This is a genomic window from Vibrio sp. 10N.247.310.17 (assembly GCF_041466605.1).
Lineage (GTDB): Bacteria > Pseudomonadota > Gammaproteobacteria > Enterobacterales > Vibrionaceae > Vibrio > Vibrio tasmaniensis_A.
Window position 1 is genome coordinate 1 of sequence record NZ_JBFSTC010000063.1, and the last position, 21,040, is coordinate 21,040.

At 41.5% G+C, this 21,040-nt stretch carries 13 protein-coding genes; 4 read left to right on the top strand and 9 right to left on the bottom strand.

The window, feature by feature from the left end:
• Positions 1 to 2 precede the first annotated feature (2 nt).
• Positions 3 to 251 (top strand): AbrB family transcriptional regulator, encoded by a 249-nt coding sequence (locus AB6D80_RS16525; RefSeq protein WP_372189102.1) that lies wholly within the window; start codon positions 3 to 5, stop codon positions 249 to 251.
• 547 nt (positions 252 to 798) lie between these two features.
• Here AB6D80_RS16525 and AB6D80_RS16530 read toward each other — a convergent pair.
• The 4 genes from AB6D80_RS16530 to AB6D80_RS16545 are packed head-to-tail and all read right to left on the bottom strand — an operon-like array spanning position 799 to position 8,223.
• Entirely contained in the window at positions 799 to 4,026 is a 3,228-nt protein-coding gene (locus AB6D80_RS16530; protein WP_372189104.1) for a type I restriction endonuclease subunit R, read from the bottom strand.
• Complete coding sequence (locus AB6D80_RS16535; protein WP_102579728.1) at positions 4,023 to 5,222, bottom strand: SIR2 family protein; 1,200 nt, start codon at positions 5,220 to 5,222, stop codon at positions 4,023 to 4,025. The genes AB6D80_RS16530 and AB6D80_RS16535 overlap by 4 nt, the downstream gene beginning before the upstream one ends.
• A complete protein-coding gene (locus AB6D80_RS16540; protein ID WP_372189106.1) occupies positions 5,223 to 6,530 on the bottom strand; it encodes a restriction endonuclease subunit S in 1,308 nt (435 codons plus the stop codon).
• On the bottom strand, positions 6,520 to 8,223 hold the full coding sequence (locus AB6D80_RS16545; RefSeq protein WP_371728664.1) for an N-6 DNA methylase: 1,704 nt from the start codon (positions 8,221 to 8,223) through the stop codon (positions 6,520 to 6,522). The genes AB6D80_RS16540 and AB6D80_RS16545 overlap by 11 nt, the downstream gene beginning before the upstream one ends.
• A gap of 110 nt (positions 8,224 to 8,333) precedes the next feature.
• On the opposite strand from AB6D80_RS16545, the gene AB6D80_RS16550 reads away from it, so the two are divergent.
• Both AB6D80_RS16550 and AB6D80_RS16555 read left to right on the top strand, forming a co-directional pair.
• Positions 8,334 to 8,930 carry a tyrosine-type recombinase/integrase gene (locus AB6D80_RS16550; protein WP_371728665.1) on the top strand — a complete coding sequence of 199 codons (597 nt, stop codon included), beginning with the start codon at positions 8,334 to 8,336 and terminating at the stop codon, positions 8,928 to 8,930.
• 200 nt (positions 8,931 to 9,130) lie between these two features.
• Positions 9,131 to 10,960, top strand: coding sequence for a hypothetical protein (locus AB6D80_RS16555; protein ID WP_371728666.1), 1,830 nt, complete (start codon positions 9,131 to 9,133; stop codon positions 10,958 to 10,960).
• Between the two features lie 207 nt (positions 10,961 to 11,167).
• Here the strand turns inward: AB6D80_RS16555 and AB6D80_RS16560 are convergent, their stop codons facing one another.
• The 3 genes from AB6D80_RS16560 to AB6D80_RS16570 all read right to left on the bottom strand — a co-directional run bounded on the left by AB6D80_RS16560 (position 11,168) and on the right by AB6D80_RS16570 (position 15,679).
• Complete coding sequence (locus AB6D80_RS16560; protein WP_102579782.1) at positions 11,168 to 12,925, bottom strand: hypothetical protein; 1,758 nt, start codon at positions 12,923 to 12,925, stop codon at positions 11,168 to 11,170.
• 328 nt (positions 12,926 to 13,253) lie between these two features.
• Positions 13,254 to 14,549, bottom strand: coding sequence for a site-specific integrase (locus AB6D80_RS16565; protein ID WP_102579733.1), 1,296 nt, complete (start codon positions 14,547 to 14,549; stop codon positions 13,254 to 13,256).
• Complete coding sequence (locus AB6D80_RS16570; protein ID WP_372189109.1) at positions 14,546 to 15,679, bottom strand: tyrosine-type recombinase/integrase; 1,134 nt, start codon at positions 15,677 to 15,679, stop codon at positions 14,546 to 14,548. Before AB6D80_RS16570 ends, AB6D80_RS16565 begins: the two co-directional genes overlap by 4 nt.
• Before the next feature lie 913 nt (positions 15,680 to 16,592).
• Between AB6D80_RS16570 and AB6D80_RS16575 the strand changes: the two genes are divergently transcribed.
• Positions 16,593 to 17,435, top strand: a complete 843-nt coding sequence (locus tag AB6D80_RS16575; RefSeq protein ID WP_102579932.1) for an HNH endonuclease signature motif containing protein — start codon at positions 16,593 to 16,595, stop codon at positions 17,433 to 17,435.
• A gap of 47 nt (positions 17,436 to 17,482) precedes the next feature.
• Here AB6D80_RS16575 and dcm read toward each other — a convergent pair whose 3' ends face one another.
• Both dcm and AB6D80_RS16585 read right to left on the bottom strand, forming a co-directional pair.
• Complete coding sequence (dcm, locus tag AB6D80_RS16580) at positions 17,483 to 19,153, bottom strand: DNA (cytosine-5-)-methyltransferase (RefSeq protein ID WP_102579931.1); 1,671 nt, start codon at positions 19,151 to 19,153, stop codon at positions 17,483 to 17,485.
• A gap of 122 nt (positions 19,154 to 19,275) precedes the next feature.
• Complete coding sequence (locus AB6D80_RS16585) at positions 19,276 to 20,502, bottom strand: type II restriction endonuclease (RefSeq protein WP_372189111.1); 1,227 nt, start codon at positions 20,500 to 20,502, stop codon at positions 19,276 to 19,278.
• Positions 20,503 to 21,040 lie beyond the last annotated feature (538 nt).

Here is a 21,040-nt window from a genome sequence, read left to right on the forward strand (position 1 = left end):
TTATTGCTACAACGTTAAGTCTTACAGTCACAGTTGTTTTTGCATATATATTCAGTAAGCTAATTGATAAGGAGTTCATAGTACTCTTGATGTCGTGGGTTCCGGGCAGTGTGGAGTCTATGACTGTCGCTGCCATTTATCTTGGGCTAGAGCCTGCATTAATAATGCTTAGTCATATCATTCGCATGGTAATGCTTCATTCTATCCCTCTCGGCTTCAATATTTATAAGTATTTACGGAGACAATTATGAAATGGGACATTGGTGTTGGCTTGGTTTCATTAAAAAACCTCAGTTAAGACTGGTTTTTTGCTTTTTCCATTCCTAATAAGCCCTTTTCACTTAAATGCACTTAATTTACCTATTGAAAGAAATTCAATTGGAACTTCCGTTCTTCAACGGTATCCAGTCTGTACTTTGTAGTATTGAAGAGCGGAGCTACGCTGCTTCTATCTAAAAACATCAGAAACAATAAAGCTTGAGAAGTACAATATCCTCTCATCATTTTTTGCTCTAAACACATTATTCATCATCGGTAAATCTATCTAATTTCTACTTAGACCGTCAACCTCCCTCGGTAATCACACCACTCCCCAAAAGTGAGCACTAAGGCGATCTTGTCTCAGAGCACGGTGTTTACAACACGTCTTTGAACAGAATCATTTAGAGTCGATGGTCTAAATAACCCTCGATTTATTACTTTATGTATTCTGACCCAACCAATACCGCTATACACATGAAAATCAGTAATGAATAAAAACACAAAAGGCAAGGTACTCACGCCTTGCCTTTATTCTACTTAAGCCGCATACCAACCGTCAGCCAACACCTCAGCCTGCTCCAGCACAAGCTTAATTGCTTCTTCTGCCGCATCAGGCGGGTATTTCCATCTACGCAGTAATCGACGTACAAGATTACGCATACGAGCACGAACACTATCCCTCTTTTGCCAATCAACCGTAGCTGACTTACGCAGTTGATGAGTCAGTTCAATAGCAAGCTTACGTAAGTTGTCGTCACCAAGTTCTCTGACCGAAGATTCGTTATCGACCAATGCGCGATAGAAGGCAATTTCGTCGACAGAAAGGTTGAGCTTATCTAGTAACTCTCCATCTTCTTGCATCTCTTTGGCCAATTGAATCAGCTCTTCAATGACCTGAGCCGTTTCAATACTACGGTTATGGTACTTTTGCAGCGTCGACATAATACGTTCAGAGTATTTCTTCTCCTGTACGACATCATTCTTCATGCGAGATTTAACCTCATCACGAAGCAATTTTTCTAACAGCTCTACCGCGAGGTTCTTCTCTTTCATGTTCTTTACATCTTCTAAGAACTCCTCAGACAAAAGCCCAATGTTTGGCTTATCCAGCCCAACCATAGTGAAAATATCATCAACGCCATCAGCTATAACTGCATTATTTAGAATTTGCTTTAACGCTGTATTGCGTTCTTCATCGGTGCGCTTTTTGTCTACCGTTGAATGTTTAATGAAAGCTGTCTTAATCGCAGAATAAAAAGCAATTTCGTTCTTATAACCGTGAGTTTCATCCATGGTATTACATAGAGAATATGCCTTAGTTAACGCTGCCATTACATCAAGAAAACGTCTCTTACCATCTCTTACTTGTTTGCCATTAGCATCAGTATGAGATAGTCCTGACAAATGGTTTACTGCTCCCGGTAACAAGCGCAATGCATCCGTTTCAAAATCTGGACGGTAATTGAAGACCTTTGTATCAACGGGTGTTGCGAACATCCCCCTGATGATATCAACTTTCTCCATCAATACTGAAAACGCTTCTGCCGTATCGACGGTGGGTTGTCCTTTTCCTTGGCTGTTGGTATAGGTTTTCAATGCATTTTTAAGCTCATTTGCGATACCAATATAATCGACAACCAAACCACCGGGCTTATCTTTGAATACTCGGTTAACACGAGCAATAGCCTGCATCAGGTTATGCCCTTTCATTGGCTTATCGATATACATGGTATGACAACAAGGCGCATCGAATCCTGTTAACCACATGTCTCGAACGATAACGAGTTGAAGCTCATCGTCAGTATCTTTGTAACGCTTCTCGAATAGTTTTTTGGTTTTCTTATCGTGGATGTGAGGCTGCATTTTTTCTTTATCGGATGCAGAGCCAGTCATCACAATCTTGATTGCACCTTTATCTGTATCTGGGTGATGCCATTCTGGTTTAATTGCCACAATAGCATTATAGAGATCGACACAGATTTCTCGACTCATCGAAACAATCATCGCCTTACCGGGAAAGGTCGACGTTCGAGTGGTGAAATGTTCAACGAGATCTTTTGCGACTTGTTCAATACGAGGCTCTGCGCCTACAAGTTTTTCTAACGTCGCCCATTCTGATTTAACTTTTTCACGATCTGCTGTTTCTTCATCTTCACCGATTTCATCATCGACTTTATCGTTAAGTTGCTCTATTTCATCTTGATTGATATCAAGTTTAGCAAGGCGAGATTCGTAATAGATAGGAACAGTGGCACCATCATCAACGGCATCTTGAATATCATAGATAGAGACGTACTCACCAAAAACACCACGTGTGTCTTTGTCATCCATTGCGATAGGTGTCCCTGTAAAGCCTATGAATGAAGCATTAGGCAATGCGTCACGCATATACTTGGAATAACCATAAACGTACTTGTGACCCGTTACCGTGCCATCCTTGTCCTTCACCTCAACCATTTTAGATTTATTGCCATACTGGCTTCGGTGCGCCTCATCAGAAACGACAACGATATTACTTCGTTCAGATAGTCGAGGGTGCTCTGTCTCTTCATCTAATAAAGCAAACTTTTGAATCGTCGTGAAGATAATACCGCCAGATTGGCGATTTAAAAGTAGTTCACGTAACGCGTCACGATCATCCGCTTGCTGAGGTATTTGCTTTAACGTCTCTTGCGCCATCCCGAAGGTGTTATAAAGCTGACCATCGAGATCATTTCTATCCGTCACCACCACGATCGTTGGGTTATTCATTGAGGCTTGCTGTAACAGTTTACTCGCGTAGCAAACCATAGAGATGCTTTTGCCACTACCTTGAGTATGCCAAACAACCCCAGCCTTACCACTGCCTTGCTTAATCTTTTCTAGTGCAGGGATAGGGCTCTCAAGGAAGTTACCAGAGGTATTGGCGGCACGAACCGTCGCCTCAACAGCAGCTCTCACTGCGTGGAACTGGTGATAACCTGCAATTTTCTTGATTATTTTGTCGTTGTCGGTTTCGAATAGTACAAAGTAACGAATGTAATCGAGCAATAAATCTTGCTTAAAGAAGCCACGAACCATGGTTTCTAATTGAAACTCCAATAACGGTCTATCATCCTCTGTAGCAACGGTTTTCCAAGGTAAGAATCGTTCTTTATTAGCCGTTAATGAACCAACACGGGCAGTCCAGCCATCGCTAACAATCAACGCTTCATTGAAAACAAACAGATCTGAAATTTCATCTTTGTAAGTTTGAAGTTGATTAAAGGCATTCCAAATGTCGGCCTGTTCATCGGCTGGATTTTTCAACTCAATAACAGACATGGGTAGGCCGTTAATAAATACCACAACATCAGGGCGGCGATTCCCTTTTGTACCTGTAATCGTAAACTGATTCACGATAAGGAACTCATTGTTATCAGGCGTCGTAAAATCCATTAACTGAGCGTGAGTATGCTTTGTTTTCGATTCGCCGTCTTCAACAGCCGTGTATTCGACAGGCACTCCTTCAATCACAAACTTGTGGAAGGCGCGGTTGTTTTTAATAAGAATTGGCGTATCGGGGGAAGATACCGTGTTAACCACATCATTCAGAGCCTCTATCGGAAGTTCTGGATTGATGATTGTTAATTGATTTAATAGCCGTTGCTTTAAAACAACTTGATGGTAATCCTCACGCTCTGGAGAGTCGCCATCAGGGGCGATGTCATAGCCATTTTTATAGAGGTAACCTTGGTCGATAAACCAATTAATACACTGTTGCTCAAGTTGGTCTTCTGTGATCATCTAGTATTCCCCAAACTAAATTTTTTATTTGCCACATCAATAGCAAGCAGCAACAAATCTACAAGCATAGAATGGTTATTATCTACGACCTCATACCAGATTGGTTTGATATTCATACTTAATAATCGCCCCATTTTTTCTGCTTTACTTGCTGAGTCACTATCCGCCAAAAGAGCATAGTGCCAAGGTATTTCAAAGTGGCCTTGATCCATTACAGATTTAAACAATTCTAATGTTCGGTCTTGTTCCAATGAGCATCCAATAAATATCAAAGAATAACTGATATATATTTGTCGAAGTGATCTGGGTAATTGTTTCGTAAAATCAATATTTGTGTCACCGTATGCATCTTTGTATTGTGACTCAGTAAACACATAGGACTGTGCCTGATCCGCATCACCATGTAGCTTCATTAGACATTGCTCACCTTTAAGCAGTTGACTAACAAAACCATTTTGTTCTTGTTTACCATACATATAGCCACTTAGAGGCTTTCCGCTTACCAACTCAAACTTTTTCTCAATAAGGCGATCAAAATTAGTGGTTACTACACACGATTTCGTTAGTAGAGGTAATAGATCAACTACTGGTGGGAAAACAGGTCTGTCATCTTCTTGAGCGGCCTTAAGGCGAAATTCCGTTTGAACGAAATTTTTAAACAAATGCTCATTGTGCAAATAAAGTGTCTCTGCTACCGCAAGGTAACGGTAATTATCTAGATCATCTTTTATTTGCGCAGGAACATCCCCGCCCATTTGTCTAGCAAGGCGCTCCAAAGCTTTTCCCCATGGTGGGTAGCCTGCTGGCGACGATACGCCAGCTCCAATAAAAGGGGCGATTCGTTGACGTTTGATTGCGTCGACAAAGTCCAGAAATGTTGGAAGTTGTTCAGATTTCTTCAAAAAATCCAATGCACCTCTATGCTTTTCTTCAAGTTTAACGCCATTCCATTTGGCAAGTTCATCGAAATAGGTATCACGCTCAACCCAGTAAAGAATATCACTGACATCGTACTGGAACTTAGTATCTGAATCAGACAAGCTCGTAATATTAACTTTTGGCCCCTCAGTTGATACAGCAACTGAAGCACTTAAATTCAACTCTTCGTTAAATTCAGCATTTTCTTGAAGCTTTGTATCTAAATATTGCTCAACTTTCTCAATAATATGACGGCTATCATGCAATGGCTTATTCATCTATTGACTCCCCTGAGGAGCTAACTCGATTTCGCCCGAAAGCAATTTAGGAAGTAGCGTATCTCGTAACGATACCAAAGTTGCATTTTGTGCTCTATTTTGAGGAATCAACTGATAAAACTTATCGACGATAGCGGAGAAAGTTTCACGTAGCTCAACTGGTGGTACAGCCATTTCCCAGTTCATGATTGCAGTCTTATCACCACGCGGCATTTTTGCGCCCTTCGAGGTTCTAGTCATGTATTCGAAGAATGTATCTTGATAAAGCAAATTCATCAGGTATGAGTCACTGTTTGCACTAACTGATTCAAAACCAAGAACATCATTGGAGCGACCACCACTTCCCTCAGCCAACCAGATCTTCTTAAAGTAAGGACGGATGTTTGAAACTAAGATGTCTCCTGACTTATATGCTGCGACCGTTTTAGCTGTTGGAAGCTTAGATGCAGCGGTTACACCTTTCTTTTCAGCGAGCATATTCTCTGTCGAGATATAATTTTCAAGTGTAATCGTGTCGGTGTTTGTTCTTGCTGAGCAGTATTTAGCTACGTCGCTCAGAGTGCCAACTTCCCAACCTTCTGGTATCAAACCCAACTCAGACTCAACAAGCTTTTCTGGGAATAGCGAGGCAGTGGCCGCATCCATTCCTTCTGGTTGAGCACCATTCATTTTGGCTTTCACTGGATCGAAATCAACAAACCATGACTTGAAGATGGCTTGTGCCATTTCTTCTAGGGATTGATTTATTTGGTTGTTAACAGTCAATTTATGATCGAGCGATTGTAGAAAAGATACTATTTCATCTTGAACTGCTAATGGTGGGCACGGTACTTGGATTTGCTTTACAGATGTTGAAGCTTTTGCAATTGCAGGAACACCAACCTGTGAAGCATATGAGAGTAGGCGATGTTGACCTATACGACTACGCAAAAAGTAGTTAACGTAATATGGGTTTACTTTCTCTTTGTCTAATGACACTTTTAACTGGCTTTGAGATACAACGTACCGATTATAAGTTGCACCTTTTGGAATAATACTAACCTGACCAATGGTTCCACGATGGGTAATAACAATATCCCCCTCAAAAGCATTTGATGATTTTAATTCGTCTGCCTTTTCTTCGGTGAGGTAATCGCACTCATTATCATCGATATACGCCCCATGTAAGTTTCCTCCTTTAAGAACAGGAACCCCTGATTTAACAAAATTTTCAGCCTTTATTCGAGAGCCAAACGGCCCCATAGCAATAGAGCCTTTTTCCGACGATTTCAACTCATCTATTGTTAATTCAGGCCAATTACAGGTCATAACCTAACCCCGCTAGGTTCTTCTTGATTTCAGCTTCTAACATTACAGAGTCAGTAAACTGCTCACTTAGTTTTGAAGTCAGTGTTACCATCTTCTCAGCAAAAGGAATGCCATCGTCCTCTTCTTCCGCAGCGCCAACGTAACGGCCCGGAGTCAGTACAAAGTCATGTTTAGTAATTTCTTCTAACATTACTGACTTGCAGAAACCAGCTTGATCTTCATAAGCTACGCCATGAACTTCTTCACCCGTTTTCCAAGCGTGGAATAGATCAGCAACTTTCTTGATATCATCAAAGCTGAAATCACGTAATACACGATCTTTCATGTAACCAAGGTTACGCGCATCGATAAACAGCACCTCACCCTTACGGCCACGCAGCTTACGCCCTGCCTTATCGACGCGAGGGTTCTTGTTTTTGGTTAAGAACCAAATACACGCTGGGATCTGGGTGTTAGTAAACAGTTGACCCGGAAGCGCTACCATACATTCAATCAAATCGTTCTCAATTAATGCCTGACGAATGGTGCCTTCGTTGTTGGTCGTTGAACTCATAGAGCCATTTGCCAACAGAAGCGCCTGAGAACCTTCAGGTGCAAGATGATGAAGCATGTGCTGCATCCATGCGAAGTTCGCATTACCTGATGGTGGTTGACCGTATTTGAAGCGAGGATCGTTATCATCAACACCCGTGTTCCACTCTTTCATGTTGAATGGAGGGTTAGCCATGATGAAGTCGGCACGTAAATCAGGGTGCTGAACATTGGTATAAGTACTTGCTGGCTCTTTACCAAAATCGTAATCAAGACCACGGAGCGCCATGTTCATCGCTGCTAATTGCCACGTTGTATGGTTGTATTCTTGACCGTAGATAGAAATCTTCTGCTTCTGAGTAAGGGCATCAACCTTCTTCTCATTTGCATGACGCTCGATGAACTTCTCTGATTGAACAAAGAAACCGCCAGAACCCATTGCTGGGTCATATACACGACCTTCAAAAGGTTCAATCATCTCAACGATCAGAGTTACGATTGATGCTGGGGTATAGAACTGACCACCTTTTTTACCTTCAGCCAGTGCGAACTGACCAAGCATGTATTCGTATACATGACCGAGGATGTCTTTACTGTTTAGATCGGCATGAACAAACGGTATTGTCGCAATCAGGTTGATAAGCTCATTCAGCTTAGCTTGGTCAATCTTCAATGAAGAGTATGACTTGTTAAGCACACCTTTCAGTTTTGGGTTATCCCGCTCAATACCTTCAAGTGCGTTATCGATGAGGTGACCGACAGAAGTGATTTTCTTAGGCTTACCATTAATATCAAGTTCAGCGCCACCAATAACCAATGGGCCGTTATCTTGCAGGAACTGCCAACGAGACTCAGTTGGTAGCCAGAACACGTTTTTCTCTGTGTAAAAGTCACGTTGTTCCAGCTCGATAGCAATCTCTTCTGCTAGTTCTTCTTCCGAGAAGTCATCAGGATCCAAGTAATATTCGTGCTCTGGGTTAGCGATGTCAGCTTTAATCTCATCCTGACGCAGCTTAAACGCATCAGAGACGTACTTAACGAAGATTAGACCTAACACTGCATGTTTGTACTGCGCGGCGTCTAGCGTTGAGCGTAGCTTGTCTGCTGCGTTCCAAAGCTTGCCTTCAAGCTCTTTCAAATACTGTTGTTCTGTTTGTTTCATTAGAAGTTTTCTTGTTATAGAAATATTCCGTCAATCATACCACTGGATGCAGCATTGTCTTTGATTTCTGCCTTACTTAAAGAGCATTTTTATGAAGTAAGGAGCACATTATGGAAGCTTGGAATAAAGGGAAGCGTGTAGGTCAGAAGAAAGCCTTCAAACTAGAAGACATTTGGCGCATCCGTATTCGACTTGAATTGGAAGAGCGCTTGTTTGAGTTGGCACTGTTCAACCTAGCCATCGACTGCAAGTTGAGGTCGTGTGATTTACGTAACTTGAAAGTTCAGGATGTCAGCCGTAGTGGCTGCGTGATGTCGAGAACCATAGTTAAACAGCAGAAAACCCAACAAGAGGTACACTTCGAGATCACACCCAAGACTCAGCAAACTTTGTCACAATGGATCATTCAAAACTCATTACAGCCAACAGATTATCTATTCCCAAGCCCACGACGTGAAGGACAACCCATCTCGTACCATTACTACACCACCATGGTTAATCGATGGGTTGCTGATATAGGACTCGATAAAACGCAATACGGCACACATTCACTGCGCCGAACCAAGGCTTCTTTGATCTACGCTAAAACCAAGAATCTTAGGGCTATTCAATTACTTCTTGGTCATGCTAAGTTAGAAAGCACGATTGAATACCTTGGCGTTGAGATTGAAGATGCGCTGAGGATTTCGGAGAGTTGTGAGACGTGAAATTTAGCATTAACCCTTATAAAAAAGCCCCACTACGTCAGCAGTGGGGCCATATAGGGTGGTCAAGACGACTGTGGGACATAGCACCAATCCAGAAGCGAGACCAATCTTTCGGTTTATCAGCCAGTTAACTAGAACTAACCAATCAAAATCTGTATTCTTGTCAGAACTATAGCAAAACTCACCATTAGGAGCAACTCTTGAAAGTTGATACTGGCATTTTAAACTCAAACTTAACAGTTCCCGAAGCATTCTTTTTAGGTGCATGGTTTAACATGACCCATGAACTGAGTTTAGATAGTGAGAGAGCTAGTTTCCTTCATGCAATTAATGGTTGTCAAGAGTTACTGCTACTTCTTGACTTTGGAGAAGCATACGGTGGAGCCAATAAGCGTTATGTCGTGGCTACTGAATTGCATGAAATCTTACAAGTAGATCCTATTGTTAAGACTCCTGAATTTGAAAAGTTGACTCAGAAAATGTTAGCTTTAACGCTCCCTAATGAGCAAGGAGAAAGCGAAGCTTCAGTTAATAAGTCAACAGAATTAATGCGATCACACATTGAAGAGTACCTAACTCATTTAAATGAGCATTATATAAAAGTTGGACTTAACCACCTTGAAAGCTTGTTATTTTCAGAAGTACCAGTTGATAGCAACGACCATCTTAAAAAGATACTGACTGCCACAGAGTCGATTGTTTCTGGGCTAATTGCTTCTGGGTTAAGCATGAACGAACTTCACAATTACTATCGACATGTGCTGACTAAATTTGTTGATAACGAGCCCTTCTCAGCTCGCTATCAATATCTTAAGGCTGTCTTATTAGAAGATAGTAAAGACTACTTGATTGAGCTGACTGTTACCAACCGAGAGCTTACTGAGCGTTTGGCGCAAGGAACAGAATGGGTCTTTGGTTCTTTGACATTAAAACGAACTGAAGAAAATGACAAGAACCTGATAGCTTCGGTGACAATAAACGCGAAATCACGTATTTCTGCTGGCATGCAAGCCAATGAACAACTAGGTGAAGTTCTTGATGCACTTAGTTTTGCAATACCAAATATTAATCTTTCAATAAATAAATCATTTAAGTCAACGGACCTCTCCACAGGTATAGAAAAATCCATTCGTCTTCATTCCCCAGTACCTAACCATATACATAAAATGAATTATGAGGAGCTTGAACGATTTATCTCATCTCTAAATAACTCAATTACTGATACTAAATTAGCTGGGGCATACCGTCAGTTACGAATCAATGCTTCTGCTGATAATATTGAATCTAGATTTGTCGGAAACTGGACAGCCTTAGAAGCCCTAACACGAGATGTGCCTTTGAAGACGAATCGACCGGGAGATGATGAGAGAGTGATTCTCGCGGCAGTATCACCAATTGCAATAGACTATGTAATAAAAAGATTAAGAACATTTAAAATAACATTGGTCAATGCAAACAAAACTGCCTTTACTATCGAAGGTGGAGATAGCTTTCATATCGATGATGCTAACGTCGAGAATATGTTTTCCGTTCTAAGTTGCCCACTAAAGGCGAATGCTATTTTACAAAGTCTCGATAACTTTCCATTCTTCAAGTATCGCTTGAGTTTGTTTACAAAACTTTGCCAAAACTCTTTAGAGCTAGCCAAAAACATTGAGAAACATGAGCAGCGAGTGTCATTGCAAATTAAGCGCCTTTACAGAGCGAGAAATCTTCTTGTTCATGATGGAGGGCGAGTAAAAAACCTCGAATTACTTTGTGCATACTCAGAGCATTATTTGAAATGTAATTTAACTGCGATCACCGCTATCATATCCTCCAAGCCGACGATCACAAATAGTCAAGTTGCTTTATTACGACTTGCAGATACACTCACGGATACAAAATTGAGTTTAAACCCAGCGATTAAAGCCCTAAGAAAGAAACAAAAGCAAGGTGCTAAAAGTCCAGAGAAACAATATCAAGATCAAAATTATAATAACGCTGAAGAACTCAAGGAACTAATCAGGTTATTTGATCAACCATCATAACGGCTAATGATGGTTCCAAAGTCAACCTTATACGCCTCTTCTGAGGCGCTTTTGTCCCGTAGCGAAAGACCGCGGACGAACCAACACTATTTCAACGAAAAAAGAAAACCACTGCTAGTTCTTCAACATCAGGTGTGAATGAAATTGAGTAATTCACCTCTAAAATGATCGCTTACAGGGCAAAAAACTTTGCCCTTACATTGAAAACTATGACTGTATGGGCATAGCATAGGCAAGTTCATGAACTAATTGTCTAAACAACGATTCTTTGCCCTCTGGGATAATTAACTGGTCTTTTCCTACGCGTTGGCACAATTTCTGTAATTTAGGTGCTGACGCTATGTTCTTTGCTATCGACTCGGTATCGCATTTCAAAAGTAAAAAACGCCCCTCTAATCGTACTGCATTCTTATTGCTCTCTAACGTTTTGAAGAGGTGCTCAATTTGAGTCGGGAAATATGGTTGTTCATCTCTTTCAGATAGGAAAGATTGTATTTCTTCTAAGTCACCACCATTTTCGAGGTGTGAGAGTATCTTGCTTGTGCATAGCTGCCAGACTTGGTCGGTAGCTTCATCCGCATAATTAGTAAGAAATACTCGCTCACTTGTAGTGGGTGGCTGCATAAACTGAACACGATACTTCGGCAATAATGCGATCGATGTTTTCGTTGATTCGGATACATCGATGTAGGTATCAACCACTCCAAGCACATAGGCTCCGAGCTTTGTAAGCCTGATATATTTTAAACCATCATAAATGGACAAATAATCTAGGTCATATTGCCCCCAACGGTCATAGTAATTATCTTGAGCGCCCTCCGGCGTTACGTAAGCTATGTCGACGATCCCTAGAGTCGCGAAATACTCCATAATTAAACAGCGAGAGTAAGCATTAGTAAGAAAGGTACCGTCATGAATGCGGCCATACGTGGAATCACCAATATACAAGCTATAGGGTTCAAACGTAATATTAAAGAATTGCCCCTCAACCGCCATTAATCTCAGATAGTCATCAAAAGAGACCCATTCTTCAGGTGGGCAAGATCGCAATGTTTCTATACAAGCATCCCTGCGGCTCAGAACATTGGTAAAATATTTCTGACCTTTTCCTTTTTGCCCTTTAATCTGATTGATACGTGAGAACTCGTCAAATTTGCTTCGATCTTTCCAGTCCAAGAAAAGCTGTTTAATGACGTCACAATGTCGTTGTTGAAGAGCGGCTTTTTTTAGGTTGATTTGCAATTCGCCCTTTGTCTCTTTGAACCATAGAGCAGCTCTTAGAATTTGAATCCAACCAAAAGCCTTTATACTTTTCGCTGATTCGTCATCAAGTGATGTTACCTTTTGATACGGTTCATTGAGTTGGTTGCACAGTTGGTTGAGCAATGTTTTAGAAGGCAGCCCAGTTTTCGGACTGACTTTTAACTTCTTAACCTTAATAGTGTTAAGAAGAACGTTAAGCTCCGCTTCCGTGTATTGTGGGGTTTCTGACGTTTCAATCTCGTCACCATCGACAATTGCCGTTGGCACAGAGAAATGTGGTGGCAATGGAACATGAGGTTTCAAAAAAGCTAATAGGTCATTAGGTATTCTGCGTGAAGATCCGTAACGGCGGTCAGGATAAAAGAACGGAGATAAAGCTTTGCCACCGTTATCTTTATCTCGACTTCGATACAACGACCAGTCTTCTGTACTAGGTGGTTCTTTTTGATATTTTGACCAGAATACGAAACCGTCCATATAACCTGCTTGATTGTGAACGGCCTCTTGCAAAGCAAGCTTCTGAACCTCTGAGAGGTGGTTCCAAATTAGCTGTAGGTTGTCTGGGTTCATCAATGCATTAAAGAGTACACTTGCAACTTCTGCTTTGCGACTGGGGATAGCACAAGAAAAGGGTAATGACTTGATACGAAACTTCAGGTCATCGACGGTGCTGTAATCAATAAGGTTTTGAAAATTATCCATGCTGTTACTAGCTCTCTTGATATCTTCAGGAGATTTTATACTACCCCCCTTAGCTCTTCTTCCTTATTTTCGAAAAAGCGTACTTTGCATGGCTTAAATAAATGCAAATTCAATGGAAAGTGTGATTTTGCTAAGGCACTTTTGTCCCGAAGCGACCTTACCAACATAAAAAGTCATTTTTACTGCATGAGTCTTGTTATCGTCACATGATCAGGGGTTGGGTAAATTCCAGTTGTCTACGAACGCGCATGTTGATGGCAGAATATAATAATGGGCAATAATAGGATAAGCCACTCCCAAAAAGTGGCTTTATAGGGATTCAAGATAACTACCAACTCAAAAAATCCAACTCAGCTCTAATATCACTTATCTGCTCATCCGTTAATTCTGGCAAAATGTTGAATTTCCCTTTTATTGCCTTTGGTTCGGGGTTAGGTTTGTCTGCCTTCAATGCCTTTGTGGTACGTTTTCGTTTTCTGGGCTGTACTTCTTTAGGCTCGACTAACATCCCCGTTATTACCGCCCCCAGAGTATCTACTGCCTCTGTCACATGGCACTCGCTAACATGCATATAACGAAGTGTTGAAGAGATACGTTTATGACCAAGGAGCTTAGCGACCATCGGGAGCGGATAACCTTCCAGTACCGCATAACTGGCAAAAGTATGGCGTAAGTCATGAATACGTACATCTGCAATATCAGCTAACCCCCGTACTCTTTGCCATACCATCCCAACCTTAGTAGGCCGACTCACATAACAGCGAAGAGGTGGAAAAACATCATTACCATTAGAATCAAAAAACTGTTTCCCTATTCCCGAAAGTAGTTTTCGAGCATCTTTACCCACATAAACCACCTTCGCCCCCGTTTTACTGTCTGGCAAATGCCATTCATCTCCTTTGATAAAGGACCATTGCAATCCCGTCACCTCTGAAATCCGACACCCCGTCAAAAGCACCAGCTTTATGACCTGACAGCAACACGCCTCAATTTCTCCCTGCTGACTAACCGTTCGTAAAGCCCCTTCAAGTCGCGATAATTCCTCCAGACTTAAAAAGCGATTCAACTTCTTTTTTCGGTTCTGCTTGATACCATCGCAAGGATTTTTCAAGCAATACCCTTGTCTCTCGGCATATTTAAAAATGGAACGCAGCACATCAAGAGTGCGATTAGCCGCTCCAGCATAGTCTTGGCTTAACTCATCAAACCAACGCTGCACATGACACGAATCAATACGAGTGACGGGGTAATGCCCAAATTCTGGTAATAAGTGTTTATTTAATGCCCCTCTTGCCCCTCCCTGTGAGCTGGTTTTCCATGTTGAGCACACTTTTTGTAACCATTCACCCTGTACCAATGCATCAAAACGCATCGCCCCGATTGCCCTACTCTTATCATTACCCTGCATCAGGCTTAACGTTTTTTGACGAGCCTGACGAAGAGACAGGCTATCGACAGGTGCTATAATCTTATTGCCACCGCCTGTCTTCATGACATAAAAACGGGAAGCGTCTTTGCCTACTCGCACCCCAAACCCATATTGCTTTGTATCCCAAACAACATAAGTTTTGGGTTGGGGCAATAAATCCTTAATCTTTTTCTGAGTGAGTTTGATATAGCTCATGAGCGCATCCCCTTAGCCAAAGTGGCTGATATATGAGAGGCTGCTTTACAAGCATCCTGACTGCTTAAGTGGGCATATTTCAGCGTCGTTTCTACTTCCGCGTGACCCAGTAAGCGACTAAGCACCGTCAGATTAATATTGGATTGAATTGCAATACTGGCGTACGTGTGGCGTAAATCATGTAGGCGCACCCCGGCTAACTCGGCTAAACGGCGCACTTTATGCCAGAACGAACTCAAGGCCACTTGAGAGATCGGTTTGGTATGACATTGAGCAGGAAAAATATAATCACTCTCTGTTCGCCACTCTTTTAGATACGCCCTAACCTGTGAGCAAAGGTACACAGTTTTTGCACCTGTTTTACTGTCTGATAAATGCCAATGCCCTCCCCTGTAATCTTTCCATTGCAACGTTCTCACTTCCGAAGAGCGGCACCCTGTATATATCAATAATCGGATAATCATCACGAGAATTGGGTTATCGGCTTCTAACGTTTCGAGTACATGCCATAGGTTACGCAACTCTTCCGGACTAAGGTAGCGTTCGACCTCTCCCGCTTTATAACGCTTAAAGTGACGACAAGGGTTAGTGTTTCTATGTCGATATCCCCACGCTTCACACTGCTGCATCATGACAGACATCAACACTAACGCCTGATTCGCTGAGCCTTTCACGTGATTCAACTGAGCAAACCACCCTTCAATATCTCTTCGCTCTATGGAGTGAACCAGTTTATCGCCTAAAATAGGCGCGATATGTAAACGAAAGGCGCTCTTATTCTTTACCGTCGTTCTTGGTTTCCAGTGGCGAGGATAACGCTTAAAAAATTCCTCAGCGAAGACCCGAATCGTTATTGGTGGCAGCTCTTTTATATCTGCCAGATAACGAGTCTGGTGAACTTCATTCACCACTTGCTTTCGCACCTCTCGTAATGATAGGTCGGTTGCTTTACCAAGCTTGCGGTGAACCCTTAACCCTTCATGCTGAAAGCGAATATAAAATCGCTTACCTCCTGACGGATAAACTCTTAAATACAACTCAGGGACTTTTGTATCGTAAAACTCTTGAACCAGATGGTTAGAAAGGATGCGCTCAACAAAGCGTTGTGTGAGTAAGATTTTTTTCATCATTTAGTACCTTCATATAGGGACATAGAATCACGAAATTTCGTGAAAGCATGCCATACCAATGAAAGACACAAACTACACATCGCTTACCTATCAGACACTTACTACAGACAACCATCCATAATCGCCAGATTATGACGTGGTGTGTGGTGAAGAATTGAAAATACAGGGGCATCTTGGGAACGCTTTCCAATTAGTCTTTGTTTTCGCTAAGAGACTAAATTATCGATGAAAAACGCCCCTATTGGAAGGGGTTGGGGTGTAGATTTGACCACACTGTTTTTACATTAACGCCTAGTTACTCTTATACAGGGGCACTTTACCCCCTAAAGTACAGGCTAAAAATGACGAGATTACAGCTAACTGAAATTAGCGCTAGAACGCCCTTTCAATGCTAAATTGACTTTGCAGACATTACTAACAAACTTTGGGGCGTGCGACGTGAAGTCGTATGAAGCGCTGCTCACCGCTTAACGTGTGAACCATCTGTATCACCAGATGAACCTAGGATCCTAAATAAATTAGCGGCTCTGACAATGTAATGAAGAATGGTCATGACCATTCGGGATTTGAATCGTGAGAGGACAATCCTCCTGATAACCACAACCGGGTGAATGCTAGGTAGTTAGCATGATGAACATATGTGAACCCGCTCAAGGCGCGTTATGTTATGAAACAGCGGAAGTGGTTAATACGCTGTGGCCAAAAGGCATGAGAGTCGGAAGAGATTGCCCCCCAAAGCAGCGCCTCGTTCTTTGATATAACAGGTTTATTCGGGCTGTGGTATCTTCGCTTTAATAGCCATCATCACTAATTTTTATTTGCGCAGCGGTGATCGTGTCATGTTTATGCATTGTACCTCCCCCATAGAAAAAGTATATTATCCAGTAACTTAAGTAAACGTGTAATTAATTGGATGAATTATTGGATTTTCAAGCTTAGTAAACAGACACTATACCCAGATGTGCCCAGCAAGCAGTATGTTTTTGATAATACGCACTCAATAAAAGTTGCCCCTGGAGACTCATTTTTATTCTTAGATAAAACTAAAGACTATTCTTTTACTGCAGTAGGAACAGTCTCTAGGCTTGAAGAAAGAGAACCTACAGAAGAGGAAGCCTTAAGAACTAAGAACGTAAGAATTGTTTACACCGCACATTTAAATGACGTTTACTACTTTGACTCGCCTTTATGTATAGATCCTCAGAAGGGAAAGAACAATCGAAAGCGTTTAGGTATCATTGACGTTAACCTATTGGGTTGGTCTCACTCAATAGCAAAGCTATGTGATGACATGTTCGATAGAATCATAGACTTAGCCTATGAACGTAATCTATTTAATCCGAAGTTAAAAAATAGTAATACTAAGAAGGGTAATAACAATTTTGAAATTAAAGACCAGTGGGGTTTAGTCAAGCGTCGAGCTTACTTATATGATTTTTCGAGAAAGGTAAAATCTTTATGCCTGAATCAATGTGTTGTTTGTGGGTTAAATAACACCTTGTTTCTCGATGCTGCACATATTGTTCCTTATGCTATCGACAAAAAGAACAGAGCAAACCCGAATAACGGCATATGTTTATGTAAACACTGCCATATTGCTTATGACAGTCGTGTTATTGAAATCACCCATAACGGTGCGCTAACTATAAATGATGAGTCGTTTTTGTCCCATCATAAAGTATTATTATCTAAAGAACTTCGTTTTTCCTTAGTTTCTCATGCAAGAGAGTTCTTAAGTAGAAAAGCTATGTCATAAATAATATAACCTCCTAGAAATCAACGGGAGGTTATATTATTCCAGATTTACATGTGTTTTTTAATTAGTTTCGCTACTGCTCTAAACACTGGAACCACTACAGAATTACCAAACTGTTTATACGCAGATGTATCTGCACATACAATCCTAAAGTCAGTATCTGCTTCACTACGGTCAAACTCAGGCTTTTCGAAGCCCATCAATCTTGCACATTCACGCGGAGTTAAACGTCTTGGTGTTTTGTAAAGTGAATCAAACTCTGGCGCGTAGCGGCCATGTAGTTCGTCATACTTTCTCTCACCTTCTTTTAAGGCTAGCTTATACTCTTTATCACTTGTTTCTGGTTTTTCAGCAGTGTATCTATCTGCAAAAATTTTCGCTACGTTGTCACGTTCTAAGTTCTTACGTATACCGTGCTCTCGGTTATCCAATAAGTATTCAGGTTCAAGCCCGTCTTGGTTAATCAAGATCTCTGAGCCATCTTTATAATAACGAGCTGAAAGTGTTCTTGATACGGCATTAGGGTTTCTTGGGTCAACTAAGCCAAAGCCAAAGCCATTACCTTTTGCTTGGTGCTTCAATGCATAGTGGTACAGATAGCTCCAAAGGTTGGGTGTTAGTGTGTACTTCTTTTTTTCTTCGACATTGAGTGGGCATAGTATTTCAGCAAAGGTATAGCGTTTCTGTGGTTTTTCAATGTTACGCAATGATAACGTTGCCAAGCTTGGATTCGCCTGTATTAGGTCTTTACGAACTCCTACTAACACGATTCGTTCACGGTGCTGTGGAGTAAAATAAGCTCCATCTATCACAGTAGGCTCAGGTTTACGTTTGCGAACTTCTTTAATAGCTTCTTCGATATCATCATCAACGTTAGAAACATCAGCAACCCAATAGCCTGCGCGATCAAGAGAGCGGATGATTGTGGCGAATGTGTTGCCCTTGTCGTGGCTTTTCAGGTTTTTAACGTTTTCTAGCACAAAGTATTTAGGTTGACGTGTTATCAGTATTTGTTCAACGTCAAAGAATAGCGTCCCTTGGGTATCACATTCAAAACCATGCGCACGCCCTAATGAGTTTTTCTTTGAAACACCGGCTAATGAAAATGGTTGGCAAGGAAAGCCAGCAAGTAGTAAATCATGCTTGGGGATATGCTTTAAAATACTAGCTTGCTTATCTGCTTCTGTTGCACTGTCATCACCGCTTTTTGTAATTTGGGTGATGTCCATGTAAGAAGTATTTTTATCGGCGTTCTCTTTATCATTATCTAAAAAGTATGGAAGCTCGTGTTCATCCACATAGTGATTAGCAAGATAAGTACGTCGGGCAGCTGCATCCCATTCGTTGGTAAATTCGCATTTCCCACCTTGATCTTCGAATCCTTTACGAAGCCCGCCTATGCCAGCGAATAGGTCGATAAAAGTAAAACTAGGGTTATCCCAGTGGGAAGGTTTTTGCGGTAGTAATTTTTTACGTAAATCATCCAGCGCCTTCTCATGGAAGCAGATAGCACTAGACTCTGGTGATACTTTCCAGCGGTTTAGTTTTTCTCGAGATACTTCGGCGTATTGCCCGCCCAGCTGCTGAAATTTAATGGCTAAATTTTTCTGGTCGTAGATCTCGATAAGCAACTTAAGAAGTTTATTAGTTTCTTGGCGGTTATGTTCAAAACGAAGCTCATCATCTCTATCGCCTTTCAGTATCTCTTTATAGCGCATTATTTGTTCTTATCTGGGAATTTTGTGTGCACATTACCACACAATACTCCCAGTTTTAAGCTTGTTTGTTATTTATGAGGAATATACCCATGACAGTGTTAGCGCTATTTAAGTTACCCGACTTATCTTGTCAGCCCTTTTACTTCATCAATGAATTCACGGAAGGTCATTAACCATTCAGCCTGCCCTGGAAGGTAGTGTTGATGAAGATCTTCAGGGACAACCAATTGCAAATTTTTATCTCTCATTTGGTTTGTTTGGTGTTCACTAATCGCGGGTTCCATTGTAATTAGGTGTTTGTGTTCAATACGCTCAGCTTCAGCAAGCACTTGTCTCCACCTATCTTTGCAGGTCGTTTTTGCACCAAGTATTCGCAGTTGTTCTACTGGGAAATCTAGGTTTGCGTAGCTTGCGGAGTTAGGAAACAAAAAATCTGGCTTTTGCCTACCCTCTGTTTTTGCTCCTCTTTCAAAGTTAAGTCCAGAAGCAATCAAAATTTCTTCAATATGATTTTCAAAAGCGTGTCCACTTCTGCACTTTCTTCGATTTTGCACGCTTAGTGAGAAACGAACAAACTCATCTACGTCATCGCCGTTTTCGCCAAAACCAGCTCGAAGCTTTTCTTGTACTATATGTTTCTCTAATTGCCGAAAAGCAGACTCTTCAGCTTCCATCCAGTTAAACAGTGCTTGGTCTGGGTGAGATGCTGGGCATATATCCTCAGTTAAGCTTCGAGCAAAACTAGAAAACTCTCTTGTCTTTGGAAACGTAGGACCAAATCGGTCAAGGATTCTATCCAAATAATTTGTACCGTCATTGCCAACTTCGATGCCATAACGGGCAAACATGAGCCTGATAGGTGCTGCTACTGCCATGTCCATTATCACTCTAGTAAGCCCTCGTTCATTCGTTTCGGTGTCTCTTACACCGAATAGAGACCGAATTTGGAGTTCATAATCACTTTCTGGAGAACAAAATATCATTAGTAGATTTCCCTCCGTCGTTAAAGCAATCATGAAAAAATCACCAGGCTGGAAGCGGTTGCTTACATCGTTAGACTTATAATAAAGCCGCCACTCCGGAGCCCTAGTTTCATTATGATATCGAGCGTCGTACCAAGTTACTTTATCTTCACAGATTAAGGGCTGCTCATCATCTGCATCGAGGTATACCATTGTCGCTGGAATACTAATTTGACTACCGTCATTAGGAGTACCAAGTTGTCGCCCTATACCTGCAGCAACTAAGCCTCCAATTTCATGTTGGTTTGATCGCCCAGGATCAGCATCAACTACAGAAAGATACTTGAAGGCGGCAGATGAAAAAATATCAGCGAGCTGTTCGAACATGATGACTCCGGTGAAACTACAATTAAATGAAAAGTTTATTAATCAACAACTTATTTTTTGATTTAATTAAATAATCTAAGCCAGTAACGATGAAGCATAGTTACTTTCGTACTTATCATTAGTTAATACATTATAAACACCCTTAGTTGTTGATTTTTGAGATGTTTATCACGCAAGTCTGAGCTTACATATACAAGTGTTTTATAACGTTGTAATTAATGGGGTGATAGCACCCTATGGGCAACCATGCTTTATCTCGCGAACCTCTTCGCTCGTACCTCACTCCTCGGTGGCTCAACCAAGCCACTTCAATCACAAACAACGTGCTTTACGTTGTCTTGGCCGTACCGGTCACAATCAGGGCTAGACAAGCTTTCACTTTCGCGGCCAAGTGCTGTCTGAGTGTGCTTTATGTTTGTGCCCTACTCTGTCCTCGGGGTGGGTTTCAACGGTTCGTTTACGCCACTTCGATCCTCCGCCCGCAGAACTTCACTAGAAAAAGTGAAATGAACGCTACGCGCTTTTGCCAGTGAAAACC